14 protein-coding genes are annotated in these 16,495 nt (G+C 23.4%); 12 read left to right on the forward strand and 2 right to left on the reverse strand.

Annotation, left to right across the window (positions count from 1 at the left end; genetic code table 11):
- Positions 1-9 precede the first annotated feature (9 nt).
- Positions 10-1,107, reverse strand: coding sequence for a peptide chain release factor 2 (gene prfB / locus U0T64_02005; GenBank protein ID XBC41131.1), 1,098 nt, complete (start codon positions 1,105-1,107; stop codon positions 10-12).
- Between the two features lie 117 nt (positions 1,108-1,224).
- Between prfB and ygfZ the strand changes: the two genes are divergently transcribed.
- The 9 genes from ygfZ to tusA all read left to right on the forward strand — a co-directional run bounded on the left by ygfZ (position 1,225) and on the right by tusA (position 11,428).
- Entirely contained in the window at positions 1,225-2,184 is a 960-nt protein-coding gene (gene ygfZ / locus U0T64_02010; GenBank protein XBC41132.1) for a tRNA-modifying protein YgfZ, read from the forward strand.
- A gap of 128 nt (positions 2,185-2,312) precedes the next feature.
- Positions 2,313-3,653, forward strand: a complete 1,341-nt coding sequence (miaB, locus tag U0T64_02015; GenBank protein ID XBC41133.1) for a tRNA (N6-isopentenyl adenosine(37)-C2)-methylthiotransferase MiaB — start codon at positions 2,313-2,315, stop codon at positions 3,651-3,653.
- A gap of 125 nt (positions 3,654-3,778) precedes the next feature.
- Positions 3,779-4,207 carry an rRNA maturation RNase YbeY gene (gene ybeY / locus U0T64_02020; protein ID XBC41134.1) on the forward strand — a complete coding sequence of 143 codons (429 nt, stop codon included), beginning with the start codon at positions 3,779-3,781 and terminating at the stop codon, positions 4,205-4,207.
- Positions 4,208-4,265: 58 nt separating this feature from the next.
- Positions 4,266-5,141, forward strand: a complete 876-nt coding sequence (corC, locus tag U0T64_02025; protein ID XBC41135.1) for a CNNM family magnesium/cobalt transport protein CorC — start codon at positions 4,266-4,268, stop codon at positions 5,139-5,141.
- A 35-nt stretch (positions 5,142-5,176) separates the two neighbouring features.
- Entirely contained in the window at positions 5,177-6,685 is a 1,509-nt protein-coding gene (gene lnt / locus U0T64_02030; protein ID XBC41136.1) for an apolipoprotein N-acyltransferase, read from the forward strand.
- Complete coding sequence (gene leuS, locus U0T64_02035) at positions 6,682-9,273, forward strand: leucine--tRNA ligase (protein ID XBC41137.1); 2,592 nt, start codon at positions 6,682-6,684, stop codon at positions 9,271-9,273. Before lnt ends, leuS begins: the two co-directional genes overlap by 4 nt.
- A gap of 208 nt (positions 9,274-9,481) precedes the next feature.
- Positions 9,482-10,483 carry a DNA polymerase III subunit delta gene (gene holA / locus U0T64_02040; protein ID XBC41138.1) on the forward strand — a complete coding sequence of 334 codons (1,002 nt, stop codon included), beginning with the start codon at positions 9,482-9,484 and terminating at the stop codon, positions 10,481-10,483.
- A 22-nt stretch (positions 10,484-10,505) separates the two neighbouring features.
- Positions 10,506-11,144, forward strand: coding sequence for a nicotinate-nucleotide adenylyltransferase (gene nadD, locus U0T64_02045; protein XBC41139.1), 639 nt, complete (start codon positions 10,506-10,508; stop codon positions 11,142-11,144).
- Between the two features lie 23 nt (positions 11,145-11,167).
- Complete coding sequence (tusA, locus tag U0T64_02050) at positions 11,168-11,428, forward strand: sulfurtransferase TusA (protein XBC41140.1); 261 nt, start codon at positions 11,168-11,170, stop codon at positions 11,426-11,428.
- Between the two features lie 140 nt (positions 11,429-11,568).
- Here the strand turns inward: tusA and asd are convergent, their stop codons facing one another.
- Positions 11,569-12,684: an aspartate-semialdehyde dehydrogenase gene (asd, locus tag U0T64_02055; GenBank protein XBC41141.1), complete on the reverse strand. Its 1,116-nt coding sequence runs from the start codon at positions 12,682-12,684 to the stop codon at positions 11,569-11,571.
- Positions 12,685-13,181: 497 nt separating this feature from the next.
- Between asd and U0T64_02060 the strand changes: the two genes are divergently transcribed.
- From U0T64_02060 to fbaA, 3 genes are all read left to right on the forward strand, one after another.
- Positions 13,182-13,775 carry a YhgN family NAAT transporter gene (locus U0T64_02060; protein XBC41142.1) on the forward strand — a complete coding sequence of 198 codons (594 nt, stop codon included), beginning with the start codon at positions 13,182-13,184 and terminating at the stop codon, positions 13,773-13,775.
- Between the two features lie 373 nt (positions 13,776-14,148).
- A complete protein-coding gene (locus tag U0T64_02065; protein XBC41143.1) occupies positions 14,149-15,309 on the forward strand; it encodes a phosphoglycerate kinase in 1,161 nt (386 codons plus the stop codon).
- 45 nt (positions 15,310-15,354) lie between these two features.
- A complete protein-coding gene (fbaA, locus tag U0T64_02070; protein XBC41144.1) occupies positions 15,355-16,434 on the forward strand; it encodes a class II fructose-bisphosphate aldolase in 1,080 nt (359 codons plus the stop codon).
- Positions 16,435-16,495 lie beyond the last annotated feature (61 nt).

Below are 16,495 nucleotides of genomic sequence, written 5' to 3' on the forward strand. Positions count from 1 at the left end.
ATATTTTTATTAAAAACCACGAATTAAACTAGATTTAATAAAAAAATCTAAATTTCCATCTAAAACTGATTGTATATTTTTCGTTTCAATTCCAGTTCTTAAATCTTTAATTCTAGAACTGTCTAATATATATGATCTGATTTGATTTCCCCATCTTATATCTGATTTTTTTTCTTCTAATTTTTTTTTTGCATTATTTTTTTTATCCATAGTAATTTTATATAATTTTGCTTTTAATTGCTGAAATGCCTTTTCTTTATTTTTATGTTGAGAGCGACTACTTTGAGATTGAGTTACTAATCCTGATGGAATATGCGTAATTCTTACTGCAGATTCGGTTTTATTAATATGTTGTCCTCCTGCTCCAGATGCACGATATACATCAATTCTTAAATCACAAGAATTAATTTTAACTTCTATAGAATTATCAATATCTGGATAAACAAATGCAGAAGAAAAAGAAGTATGACGTTGATTATTAGAACTAAATGGACTCTTTCGAACTAATCTATGTACTCCTGTTTCAGTACGCAACCATCCAAACGCATGTTTTCCTAATACTTTTATTGTAGCAGATTTTATTCCAATTATTTCTCCATATGTTCTTTCAATAATTTCAGTTTTAAAACCTTTAGAATCAAACCATTTTAAATACATTCTAAATAGCATATTAGCCCAATCTTGCGCTTCTGTACCTCCAGAACCCGATTGTATATCTAAATAGCAATTTAAATGATCGTGTTTTTTAGAAAAAATACAATTCAACTCTAATTTATCAATAGAATATTTTAATCTTTTTAATTCATGAATAATATCATGTAGTAAATTGTTATCATTTTCTTGTTTTGATAATGCGAAAATTTCTGTTATGATATTGAAATCAGACTCCGTATCACTGATTGAATTAATAATAGGAAGTAAAAAATTTTTTTCTTTATTTAAATTTTTTATTAAATCAGGATTTTTCCAAATATCAGCCGATTTAAACAAAGAATTTATTTCTAACAATCTTTCTTTTTTTTTATGATAATTTAAAAAATTTTTTAAATTTCTAATTTTTTCAATACATATTTTGAAATGACGTTGTATTAAATTAATTTCGCACATTTTTAAAAATCTCTCAAAAATTTCTGTATAAAATTACATACTTAAAAAATAAAAATATACACTATTTCAAAATCTAGAAAATATATTAATTCTAACTCAAAAAATAACACAAATTACATGAAAAGAACCCAATTAATAAAAAAATATCTTCCTCATTTTTTTAAAAAAGAAATAATACTCATGAACTTAAATAAATGGGTATTAACGACAATAACAGGTTGCGATAGTAAAAAATATTTACAAAATCAAATCACTATTAATGTAAATAAATTAAATAAAAATCACAAAATATGTGCTCATTGCAATATTAACGGAAAAGTATGGAGTAGTTTACGTATATTTAAAGTTAATGAAAACACTTATATGTATCTTCAAAGACGTAGTATAGCCGATTATCAAATTAAAAAAATGAAAAAATATTCTATTTTTTCTAAAGTAACAATTTTCAAAAATTCTGACATGTTTATTATAGGAGTTACTGGAAAAAAAGCACAAATAGAATTATCCAAATATTTTGGAAACTTTTCAGAAAAAAATTCTTCTGTATATCATAAAAACAATGCTATATTACTAAAATTTAATTCTCCATGTACAAGATTTTTATTAATTTCAAAAAAAGAAAATATCATTGTAAAAAAAATATTAAAATTATCGCAAGAAATAAACAATAATCTATGGTTGACTTTAGACATTGCCTCTCAATTTCCAATTATAGAAAAAATAACGAGTGGAAAGTTTCTTCCGCAGTCACTAAATTTAGAAAATTTAAATGGATTAGATCTTAAAAAAGGATGCTATCATGGACAAGAAATGATTTCGAAAATACATTTTAAAAATCTCAATAAATATATCTTATTTTGGATATCTCAAAAATCCAATAAAATGATAAAAATAGGCGAAATAATAGAATCAAAAGATGAAAATAAACAATGGAATAACGTTGGTTACGTATTAGCAGCTTCTCAAGTAAATCATAAAACTATATGGATACAAGCAATAATTAAAAAAAATATTAAAATTAATAGTAAAATTCGTATTAAAAACGATTTCAATGAAAACATAAAAATAATAGCATAAAATATTTTTAATAAATAATTTAAATGCAAAAATATTTTATCAACAAAATTATGTATTCTTTAATTTGATCAATATAAAAACACATTTTTTATATTTATTTTATTCGTCTATTTTAAAACAAAGAAACTATGATTAAAAATAAAATATACATAAAAACTTGGGGTTGTCAAATGAATGAATACGATTCATCTATGATAACTAACCTATTACAAAAAAAACACAAATACAGAATCACTCATACACCTACATCAGCAGATATCTTGATCTTAAACACATGCTCTATTCGAGAAAAAGCACAAGAAAAAGTGTTTCATCAATTAGGAAGATGGAAGAAATTAAAAGAAAAAAATCCTAGTATAATTATAGCAATAGGTGGTTGTGTAGCCACTCAAGAAGGAAAAGAAATTTATAAACGTGCACATTATGTTGATATCATATTTGGTACACAAACTTTACATAGACTTCCAGAAATGATTGAAAAAGTAAAAAAAAATAAAAAGCACGTTATTGATATCGAATTTCCTTTGATAGAAAAATTTGATTCTCTTGAATATCCTGACAAAACAGGAGTCACAGCATACATAACTATAATAGAAGGATGTAATAAATTTTGTTCATTTTGTATAGTACCTTATACCAGAGGTTATGAAATTAGCCGCCCGGTTGATGATATTCTATTAGAAATTTCCATTTTGTCAAAAAAAGGAGTTCGAGAAATTAATTTACTTGGACAAAATGTCAATGCATATAAAGGGAAAACTTTTGATGGAAAAATTTGTACCTTTTCAGAACTACTAAGATTAGTAGCTCTAATAAATGGAATTGAAAGAATAAGATTCACAACAAATAATCCTATAGAATTTACAGACGATATAATCGATACCTATTTAGACATAAGAAAAATAGTTAGTTTTCTTCATTTACCTATACAAAGTGGATCCAATAGAATATTAAAATTAATGAAACGAGCTCATACTGTTCAAGAATATAGAAAAATCATTAAAAAAATAACTAAAAATAGACCAAATATTCAAATTAGTTCAGATTTCATTATTGGATTTCCAGGAGAAACACAAACAGATTTTGAAGAAACTTTACATTTAATTGAAGAAATAAAGTTCGATATGAGTTTTAGTTTTATTTATTCTCCTAGACCAGGTACACCAGCAGCAGAACTATTAGATAAAACCTCAATCAATACAAAAAAACAAAGACTTTATACACTTCAAAAACTTATTAATAAAAATGTAAAATTATGGAATAAAAAAATGTTAGGAAGTATACAATCAGTACTCGTAGAAGGCCCATCTTTAAAAAATCCAATGGAACTATCAGGTCGAACAGAACATAATAGAGTTGTAAATTTTAAAGGAAATCAAAATATGATTGGTCAATTTATTAATTTAGAAATAACAAAAATAAATTCCAATTCTCTTAAAGGATTTTTTTCTAAAAAATTCAATAGTTAAATTTTGAAAAATAATAAATATTTTTTATTCAAAAATGATTCTCACTGTATTATAGTCAAATATATAACGTTTATAAAAATATTATACATTTTAACCATGTCAATTATTATTAATTTACAAACAGCTTGTTTAAAAAAACTATATTTTCCAAAAAAAAAAAATATATAAGTTGGATAAAAGCTAATATTAAAAAAAAACAAACTAATCTTGAAATAACAATAAGAATTGTAAAAGAATCTTCTATGAAATATTTAAATTATAAATATAGAAATAAAAATAAAGTTACAAATATATTGTCTTTTCCATCTACTACAAATAAAATAATTAAATCACATTTTATCGGGGATTTAGTAATTTGCGGAACTATTATAAAAAAAGAAGCACAAATGAAAAAACAAACAATAGAATCACATTGGGCACATGTAGTAATACATGGAACATTACATTTGTTAGGATATAACCATAAAAACCTGAAAAATTTCAAAAAAATGAAAGACCTAGAAATAAAAGCAATGGTATCTCTAGGTTACTGCAATCCTTATATAAAATACTAAAATGTTTTTAAAATATTCATTCAAAAAATAACATATAAGAGATCTATATTAATACGTAATGAATGACGATCATTTAAAAAATAGTAATAATAATAAAAAAAACTTTTTTTCTATTTTACTAAAACAAATATTTCATGATGAACCCAAAAATAAAGAAGAACTGTTAAAATTAATATACTATTCAAAAAAAAATAAATTGTTAGAAAAAGACATTTGTGAAATGTTAGAAGGAGTAATTGACATAACACAGAAAAAAATTCGCGATATCATGGTTCCAAGAACTCAAATGACAACTTTAAAATTAAGTTGTTCATTAAATGATTGTTTAAACATAATTATAAAGTCTTCACATTCACGTTTTCCCGTTATGAACTATGATGAAAATTATATAGAAGGATTTTTAGTAGCTAAAGATTTTTTACATTTTGTAAAAAATGAACAAAATAATTTTTGTATAAGAAATATACTACAACCTCCTGTTGTTGTTCCCGAAAGTAAATATGTAAATTGTATGTTAAAAGAATTTAGATCAAATAAAAATCACATGGCAGTAGTAATAGATGAATTTGGAGCTGTTTCTGGTTTGGTAACAATTGAAGATATATTAGAACTCATTGTAGGAAATATCGACGACGAATACGATAAAAACGAACCAAATATTCGCCAATTAGATCCAAATACTTTTATGATAAAATCTTTTACTTCTATAAAAGAATTTAACGAAAATTTTAAAACTAATTTCAACAATGAAGAAGTAGATACTATTGGTGGTTTAGTTATCAAAGTTATAGGACATCTTCCAGTTCAAGGCGAAGTGATAAATATTTCAAAATATATATTTAAAGTACATATTGCTAATAATAGAAGGATTGTCCAATTAAAAGTTACTATTCCAGAAAATAAAAAAACTTTCATAATTACAAATAAAAATTAATATGACACATAGAATATATAATTCTTTTCATTATTATGTTTCTTTTTAAAACCATATTATCAATATTATCGGGAGGTATAGGAGTCTTTTCATTTTCTCCTTGGAACTACTGGCCTTGTTCTATACTATCTTTAGTAGGATTGCAATTTTTTTCAAATAAATTGTCATACTATAAATCAGGAATTATTGGATTTTTTTGGGGTATCGGATTATTCGGATTTGGAATTAATTGGATGTACTCAAGCATAAATTCTATTAACTCATCATCCTTCATAAAAAATGACTTATTAGTATCTATTCTTATAATATATTTATCTATATATCCTCTTTTATTTTGCATAATTTTAAATTTTGCAAATAGATATCTTTCGTCAATTGAACTATTATTTTTTTCCCCATCATTATGGCACATTCTTGAATACATTAGAAAAAATTTTCTAACTGGATTTCCATGGTTAGAATTAGGTTATAGTCAAATAGACAGTCCTTTGAAAAATATTGGTCCAATATTAGGAGTAGAAGGAATTACATTTATATTAATGATTCTTTCCTATCTATTTATACTCTCTATTTTACAAAGAAAATTTTCATATATTACATATTTTTTTTTAATATTAGTAGTTTCCCATTTTTTATACAAAATACCATGGTATAAGCAAAACAAATCAAAAAATATAAATATTGCTTTAATACAAACTAATATTCCTCAAACACTTAATTGGAATACTAAAGACACTATAAAAATTTTAGAAAGTTATGCTCAATTAATAAAAAAACATATAAAAAAAAATAGCATAATAATACTACCTGAATCTGCTATTCCTAACTCGTTGTTAGGAGAAATTAAAATATTAAATTTTTTTAAAAAAATACTTCAAAATAGCAATAATGCGTTAATTAGTGGATATATAAAATCGTACAAAAAAAATAAAAAAGAATATCTTTATAATACAATTATTGTGTTTAAAAAAAATAAGAAAAATATTTACAACTATGAAATTAAATACAAAAAACATCATTTAGTGCCATTCAGCGAAAATATATTGTTCACAAAAATGTTTTTAAATATTTTTAACATTTCTATTTTCCCTTTTTCTTCAGGACCATATATACAATTTCCAATAAAAGTTAAAAATTTTTATTTTTCTTCTTCTATTTGTTATGAAATCATTTTTGGAGAGCAAATAAGAGATAATTTTTTTTTTAAATCAGATTTTTTATTGTCTATTTCTAACGATGTGTGGTTTGGAAAATCTGTTCAATCATGGCAACATTTCCAAATGGCTAGAATGAGAGCCTTAGAACTTGGAAGACCATTAATTCATAGTTCTAACAACGGTATAACAGCAATAGTAAATGCTAATGGAACTATTAATTCAATGCTTCCTAGATTTCAAAAATCTATATTACAAAAATGTGTAACATCTACATCAGGAACTACGCCTTACTCAAAACTAGGAAATATTCCGATTTGGATTATTACAATAATATTTGTAATATACTCCTTAATAAAATTAAAAAAATATAATATAAAAAAATTATGAAAAAAGAATATATTCCAAAAAAAATAGAACGCGAAATTCAAAAAATATGGGAAAAAAACAATACGTTTTCAGTAATCGAAGATACAAAAAAAGAAAAATATTATTGTCTCGCAATGATTCCTTATCCTTCTGGAAAATTACACATGGGACATGTTAGAAATTATACCATTAGCGACGTTGTAGCAAGATATCAACGCATGATTGGAAAAAATGTACTACATCCAATAGGATGGGATGCATTTGGGTTGCCTGCAGAAATAGCAGCAATGCAAAATAATATTGCCCCTTCTGAATGGACTAATAAAAATATAAAATACATGAAAAAACAACTAAAATCTCTAGGATTTAGTTACGATTGGGATAGAGAAATTACCACTTGTAAACCTGAATATTATAAATGGGAACAATGGTTTTTTATAGAACTCTATAAAAAAAAGTTAGTATATAAAAAAAAATCTTTAGTAAATTGGTGCGAGTTTGATCAAACAGTACTAGCTAACGAACAAGTTATCGAAGGATTATGTTGGCGTTGTAACACAAAAATTACTAAAAAAAATATTCCTCAATGGTTTATCAAAATTACTAAATACGCCAAAGAACTCTTACAGGGATTAAAAACATTATCTGAATGGCCCGAGAAAGTAAAAAAAATGCAATCAAATTGGATTGGACGTATGTCTGGAATTGAATTTTGCATAAAAGTACTTAATATGAATAAAACACTTACAATATTTACAGAAAAACCCGAAATACTCATATTTGCAACATACATTGCTATTTCTCCTTTACATAAGTTGGCAAAAGAAATATCTTATTCTAACAAAAACGTTAAATTATTTATTAAACAATCGTATTGCCAAAATATATTTGAAAATAATTTTGATAAAAATAAAGGAATAGATACAAAAATTTTTGCTCTACATCCATTAACTCAAGAAAAAATTCCTATATGGATAGCAAATTACGTTTTATCAGAAACAGTAACTCAATCAGTGTTAGGTGTACCACATTATAATCTAAATGATTGTGAATTTTCCTTAATTCATAAAATAAAAACAAAACCAGAAATATTTCAAAACAATCAAGTAATCCAACATATAAAACCTCAATATTCAAGCATAGAATCAGAAAAATTCTATCATTATAAAGAAAACAATGAAATAAATATAAAAAAAACACGCTTTTCTATTATTTCGAAATTAAAAAAATCTAACATAGTAAAAAGAAAAACATATTATAAATTAAAAGATTGGGGAGTATCAAGACAGCGTTATTGGGGAGTTCCTATACCTATGGCAACTTTAAAAAATAATGATATTATCCCTATACCTGATATTAATCTTCCAATAAATTTACATAAAAATACAAAAATTATATGTTCTAACAATAAATTTACAAACTCATCATATAAACGGTCAATATATATTAATGGAAAATTAGCAATATATGAAAATGATACATTAGATACTTTTGTAGAATCATCCTGGTACTATGCTAGATATACCTGTCCTAAATTTAATAAAGGAATGATAGAAAAAAACTCCGCAAATTATTGGCTTCCTGTAGATTTATATGTAGGAGGAATAGAACATTCCACAATGCACTTAATGTATTTTAGATTTTTTCATAAACTTTTAAGAGACTTTGGATTCGTTCAATCTGACGAACCAGTGAAAAAACTTTTATGTCAGGGAATGGTATTGTCGGATGCTTTTTATTATTTCGATGAACAACAACGTCAAATTTGGATTAATATTCCACCCATTCATCTACAATACGATTGTAATAAAAACATAAAAAAATGTTTTATGTACAAAGGAAAAAAAATATTCCATGAAGGCATGATAAAAATGTCTAAATCAAAAAAAAATGGAATAGAACCTGAAATAATGATTAATAAATACGGTGCAGATACTGTGCGATTATTTATTATGTTTGCAGCTCCAACAGAATCTTCATTAGAATGGAAAGAATCTGGTGTAAAAGGAATATATCGATTTTTGAAAAAATTATGGACACTATGCTATAATCATATTAAAAGCCATTTCCATGCACACAAAAAATTAAATTATAAAACTTTAACAAATATTGAAAAAGAACTATATTTATTTTTATACGAAACTATCCAAAAAGTAACACATGACATTGATAGGAAACAATCATTCAACACAGCAATTTCTGAAATAATGAAATTAGTTAATAAAATTTCAAAAATTCAAAAAAATATAAATAATATAGAATTAATACACTTATCACTTGTATCTGTTATAAAAATAATGTATCCTTTTACTCCTCATTTTAGCCATACATTGTTACAATATTTATTAAATGATACGATAAAAACAGAAAATCTCACATGGCCAAATATTAAAAAAGAAAAATCTATAAATCTTGACTATACATATATATTAGTTCAAATTAACGGAAAATTTCGTCATAAACTTTTACTAAAAAATAATCTTTCTAAATCGCAAATATTCAAAAAAGTTATGAAAGAACCAAAAATATTCAAATATATTAACCATGTAAAAATTCATAATGTAATATATATTCCAAATAAATTAATAAATTTAGTTACTCATAACTAAAAATTTAAATTATTTCAATTCATTTTTAAAATACATATAACATACATATAACAATTAAGATAAAAAAATAAAAAACTAATGTTCTTGATGTTTTTAAAAATTAATCACAATTTACACGAAAAAAAATTATATATCTTTAAAAATATCAAATTTAAAATTTTATTTAAATTATCTTAATAAAAATTTCATATTAATAACTAAAAAAATTATGAATACTATTCATTCAGAACAAATATTTCCTATTTTTTTTAAAAAATTGAGTCCTTATTATATTATTGTAGGTACCGAATACTTCTTTATTCAAGAAAGCAAAAAAAATATATTTTTTGCAATTAAAAAATACGGGTTTTCTAAAGATTTAATAGAAGAAATAGAATATAATTCTCAATTCAAAAATTTATCTAGCTATTTTAAAACTAATAATTTATTTTTAAAAAAAAGAATTATTATTCTTAATTTATCTGAAAACTTGCTTACTACTAAAATTAAAACAAAATTATCTTGTTTATCTCGGTTTATAAATCCTAATCTTCTATTAATTATTTATAAAACTTCCATAGAATATAAAGAAAAAAAAATATGGCTTAATATATTTAAATTAAAAGGTACAATAGTTTATTGCAATGATCTCACAGAAAAAAAAATAAATATCTGGATGAAAAATAAAGAAAAAATTTTAAAAATTAATCTACATAAAAATTCTAGACACTTACTTCTTAAATATCATTCAGGAAATATATCATCTTTATGTAATACATTAAATGTTTTGAAATTAACATGGCCTCATACTTTAATAACTGTAAAAAAAGTTCAACAACTTATTGGCGATACATCTATTTTTAAACCTCAAGATTGGATTAACGCAATTTTAACAAAAAATTACAGCGAATCTATTAGAATTTTAAATAATTTTTTCATAAAAAATTATAATCAAATCGTACTAATACGACATTTGCAATATAATTTATTAACTATCTTAATAATAAAATTCGAACAATCTAATTCAATCCATCATATTTCAAAAAAAATAAATACTAAAAACAAAAAATATTGTCTACTAATTGAATTTTCGAAAAATACAAATATTAAAACTATTAAAAAATTAATTAGATTTTTGACTGCAATAGAAATTAATATAAAAAAAAATTATAAAAGATCTATTTGGAATCAATTAAAAGTTTTATCATATATCATGAGTAAAAATAGTTAAAAATTTTATAATTATACGGAAAATGAAAGATTTATATGCATTATTAGGCGGTACCTTTAATCCAGTTCATTATGGCCATATTATTACATCGGAAATACTAGCACAAAAAATTAACTTAAAAAAAATTATTTTATTACCGAAATATACTAATTTCTATCAAATTCAACCTAAAATTCTAATAAAACATAGAATTAAAATGATAAAATTAGCAATAAAAAATAAACCATTATTTAATGTAAATCTCCTAGAAATAAAAAATAAAATTCCGTATACCATAAAAACATTACAAAAATTAAGAAATATGTTTGGATATAAAAGACCACTTGGATTTATTATTGGATTAGATAATTTAATCAATTTAGATAAATGGCATAAATGGAATAAATTGTTAGAATGGTGTCATTTAATTATATTGCCACGGTATTCAACAAAAAAATATATAAAAAACAAAAAATTAAAAAAATGGATTAAAGATCATAAAACTACTAGCTATACATCATTATATAAAAAACCTTTTGGATATATTTTCTTCTCTGATACGCCTTACATTAATATCTCTTCAACAAAAATTAGATATTTTTTAAAAAATAATCTATGTTGCCTAAATTTTATTCCTATTTCTATAATAAATTATATAAAAAAATATAAATTATATATTTAAAACATATTCAAAACACAACATATATGAAAATTATAAAACTAAAAAAATACAAATTTCTAGATTTAAGAAATTTACACTGTCCTGAACCACTAATGTTATTACGGAAAAAAATTAGAGAAATCAAATCTGGAGACATACTTTTAGTAATTGCAGACGATTTATCCACTAAAAGAGACATTCCAAATTTTTGTCGATTTATGAACCATCTATTACTAAAAATTTCTACTAACATACTTCCTTATAAATATTTAATAAAAAAATTAAATTCTTTATCTAAAATTTAAAAATATCACTTTATAAAAAATACTAAAATAGAAAAATTTTAGTATTTTTTTATAATATTTTTGAAATATAAATATATATTTAATTCAAATTTAAAAAATATTCATAAAACATAAGAAATCTAAACCAAAAAACTATTATATTATAATTTAACAAGCAATTTTAACATACGTCGCAAAGGTTCTGAAGCTCCCCATAGTAGTTGATCTCCTACAGCAAATGCAGATATGTATTTTTTTCCAATATTTAGTTTTCTTATTCTTCCTATAGGAGTAAACAAAGTTCCAGTTACTGAAAGAGGAGTTAAAAATTTGATGGTTTCACTAATTTCATTAGGAATAACACGTGTCCAACGATTATGATTCGATAAAATATTTTCTATTTCTGATAAAGAAATATCTTTATTTAATTTAATAAAAAATGACTGACTATGACATCTTAAAGATCCTATTCGCACACATAGTCCATCCATTAAAATATGTTTCTTCAATGACAATATTTTATTTGCTTCAGCTTGAATTTTCCATTCTTCTTTACTTTTCCCACACTTTGTCTTAACATCTATCCAAGGAATCAAATTATAAGCTAGTGGAATATGAAATTGATTTATAGGAAAATGTTTAGATAAACTAATATCATGAATTTTCTTTTCAATACTTAAAATAGATTTAGCAGGATTATTTAAATCACTGTGAATTCTTTTATTAATTAAATTCATTTGCAATAATAATTCAGTCATATGCAATGCTCCACTTCCTGATGCAGCTTGATAAGTCGACACTGTTATCCAATCAATTAAATTATTAACAAATAATCCACCTAATGACATTAACATTAAACTAACCGTACAATTTCCGCCTACAAAAGTCTTAATTCCATCATTAATAGATTTATTAATAATTGATAAATTAACTGGATCTAATACAATAGTTGCTTCATCTTTCATTCTAAGAAAAGATGATGCATCTATCCAATATCCAGTCCAATTTAATTTTCTTAATTTATAATAAACAGAACTAGTATACTCGCTTCCTTGACATGTTATTATAATATCTAATTCTCTTAATACATCTAAATCATAAGCATTTTCTAAATTTCCATAACACTTTCCATCAATTATTGGTCCTTTTTGATTTATTTGAGATGTAGAAAAAAAAACGGGATTGAAATCAAAAAAATCTTTTTTTTCTTTCATACGTTCCATCAAAACAGACCCCACCATACCTCTCCATCCAACTAAACCCACAGATCTTTTCATGATTTGATTTACCCTATTAATTAAAACTGTCTTAAAAAAAAATAAAAATTATTTAATATTTTTAACAATTTTTATATTTTTATAATATTAAGTTAAAAAATTTTTAGAAATTAATAAAAATATTTACAAAAGAACAATTAAGTATCATAAGAAAAATCGCAATTTCCATTGTTTGCAGTATTTCTCAATTAGTTTTACAAAAAATTAAATTACTTTTAAATTAACTTAAAATTAAACATCTAATTATGAAAATTATGCACATAATCCACTTCACAATATATATACAAAAATGATTTATATAAAAAGTAATTTTTCCAATCTAAATATTTTTAATAAAATAATTACAAGAATAAATATTCTACACTAAACATTTTTATTTTTCGAAACTTTAAAATATATCTTTCAAAAAAAGTTAAAGGTCGTTTATAATTAATATTTTGATGAATATGATTTATATATCATTTTATTTATGAAAATATCTTTAATAAGAGTAAATTATGAAAGCAATGATTTCTTCGACTGTTTTGTTAATTTTAATAATGGACCCACTGGGAAATCTCCCTATATTTATGTCTATATTGAAAAATTTAAAACCAAAACGCCGCCGAATTGTACTATTAAGAGAAATGATAGTCGCTTTATTAATTATGCTATTATTTTTATTTTCAGGAGAAAAAATTCTTAAATTTTTAAATTTAAAGACCGAAACAGTATCTATATCAGGAGGAATAATTTTATTTCTAATTGCAATAAAAATGATTTTTCCTTCTCATATATATGAGAATAATAAATTAAATATTGAAAAAGAACCCTTTTTAGTACCTTTAGCCATTCCATTAGTAGCTGGACCATCGTTATTAGCTACATTAATATTATTATCACATGAATATTTAAACAATATCATATATCTCACTGGATCTCTCTTAATAGCATGGACTTGTACAGTAACTATTTTATTATTATCAAATATATTTTTACGATTATTTGGAACTAAAGGAGTTGATGCATTAGAAAGATTAATGGGATTAATTTTAATTATGTTATCAACCCAAATGTTTTTAGATGGAATAAAATCTTGGTTTCGCATTTAAAAATAACATAATAAATACATAAAAAACAATTAAAATCTTATATATAACACTTAGAAATATGAAACTTTAAAAATTTTTAAAAATATACAATTAAATACAACTAAAATATATAAATTATTTTGCAATTTAATAAAAAATTTTCAATAAAAATTAAAAAAAAAAAATACACATCTTTCATAAAATACTGAATATAAGTTTAGTAAAGAATAACATTTAACATATATAAATTTATTTTTACTCATATTTAAAATATATATTTATCTATAATAAATATCATTTATAATATATAAAATCAGTGTAAATTTTGAAAATTTTGAAATTAGTTCATTTTTTTTAAGTTTTACTTAATTAAATATTAATTGACGGTAAAAAAATGTCAATCATAAAAATAACGGATTTAAATTTATCAAATAAAAAAGTATTAATACGATCAGATTTAAATGTACCCATTGAAAACAAAAAAATCACTTCTTACGCTCGCATTCAAGCATCGCTACCTACTATTAAATTAGCATTAAAAAAAAATGCGAAAGTTATAGTTGCTTCTCATTTAGGAAGACCCAAAGAAGGAATGTACGATCCTAATTTATCATTATTTCCTATCTTCAAATATTTAAAAGAAATATTAAAACCAATTAAAGTTCATTTTTTAGAAAACTATTTAAATGGAATAGATATTAAATCAGGAGAATTAGCAATTTTAGAAAATGTAAGATTTAATAAAGGAGAAAAAGAAAATAGCATATTTTTATCTAAAATATATTCAAATCTATGCGATATATTTGTTATGGATGCTTTTGGATCATTGCATAGAAATGAATCATCTACATACGGACTTTCTAAATATTCTAAAATAGCATGTTCCGGATTACTTCTAGATTTTGAATTAAAAACTTTAAAAAATTTTTTAAAATTTCCACAAAAACCAACCGTTACAATTGTTGGAGGTGCAAAAGTATCAACGAAGTTTAAATTACTGAAATCATTAGCAAAAATATCTGATACTTTAATAGTAGGGGGGGGAATTGCTAATACGTTTATAGCTATTGATTATAACGTAGGAAGATCTCTTTTTGAAAAAAGTTTCGTCCATCAAGCTAAATTATTGCGAGATAAATACAATATTTTTGTACCAATTGATTCGCGAGTCAGCACTACGTTTAATAAAAATAGTATAGGTATCGTAAAAAATACTTCTGAAATTGATTCGAATGAAGAAATTATGGATTTTGGAGATAAAACCATAAAAAAAATGATCCCAATACTAACAAAAGCAAAAACAATTTTTTGGAATGGACCTATAGGGGTCTTTGAATTTAAAAATTTTCAAAAAGGAACAAAAACATTAGCAAAAACTATTGCAAGTAGCAAGGCTTTTTCTATAGCAGGGGGCGGAGACACTCTATCTGTTATAGAAATACTAAATATAAAAAATAAAATTTCTTATGTATCTACTGGAGGAGGTTCTTTTCTAAAAGTTTTAGAAAAAGAAGAATTTCCAATAATAAAATTGTTAGAACGTCATTCTAAATAAAACAATTTTTTATATTAAAATTCTCCTATAAATAGAGTACTTATAATGTGTAAAATTTTAAATTTTATAAAACCAGGTGTAATAAATGGGCATGAAGCTCTAAAAATATTTAATTTAGCTAAAAAATATCATTTTGCAATACCTGCAATAAACTGTATAGGAACTGATTCTATAAACATTGTTTTAGAAGCAGCGAAACAGGCTAATAGTCCAGTAATAATACAATTTTCATATGGAGGCGCAAAATTCATTTCAGGAAAAGGACTTAAAACAAATATACTACACAAAGAAGCAATACTAGGCGCTATATCAGGAGCACAACATGTACATTTAATGGCAAAACACTATGAAATCCCTGTAATTTTACACACTGATCATTGTAACAAAAATATACTACCATGGATCGACGGACTTATCAAAGAAAGCGAAAAATTTTTTGAAATTAATAAAAAACCACTTTTTACTTCTCATATGATAGATTTATCAAATGAACCATTAAATTTTAATTTAAATATTTGTGCAAAATATTTAAAAAAAATAAAAAAAATGAATATGATGTTAGAAATAGAACTGGGTTGTACAGGAGGTGAAGAGGACGATGTAGATAATAAAAATATAGATAAATCTCTTTTATATACAACACCCATGGATGTAAATAGTGCATATGAAATGTTATCTACCGTTAGTCCGTATTTTACTATTGCTGCTTCATTTGGAAATATGCATGGCGTATATAAATCAGGAAGTGTTTATTTAAAACCTAACATCTTAAAAAAATCACAAAATTACGTTAAAAAAAAACATAATTTATCTTACAATCCATTAAATTTCGTATTTCATGGAGGATCAGGATCATCTCCACATGAAATAAAAACATCCATAAAATATGGAGTGATAAAAATAAATATTGACACTGACATTCAATGGTCTACTTGGAAAGGAATATTAGAATATTATAAAAAAAATCATATTTATCTACAAAGCCAATTAGGAAATTCAATAAATCTAAACACACCTAACAAAAAATACTACGATCCTAGAATTTGGATTCGTTATTCTCAAAGATCAGTATCAAATTACCTAAAAAAAATGTTTGAAATATTAAATTCTTGTAATACTCTATAAAAAGTATTTGTTATATAAAACTACATATCTCGAAAAAATTAGAGGAGGATAATTATTATTC

It is taken from the genome of Buchnera aphidicola (Nurudea yanoniella), assembly GCA_039829995.1.
GTDB classification, from domain to species: Bacteria; Pseudomonadota; Gammaproteobacteria; order Enterobacterales; family Enterobacteriaceae; genus Buchnera_B; species Buchnera_B aphidicola_AV.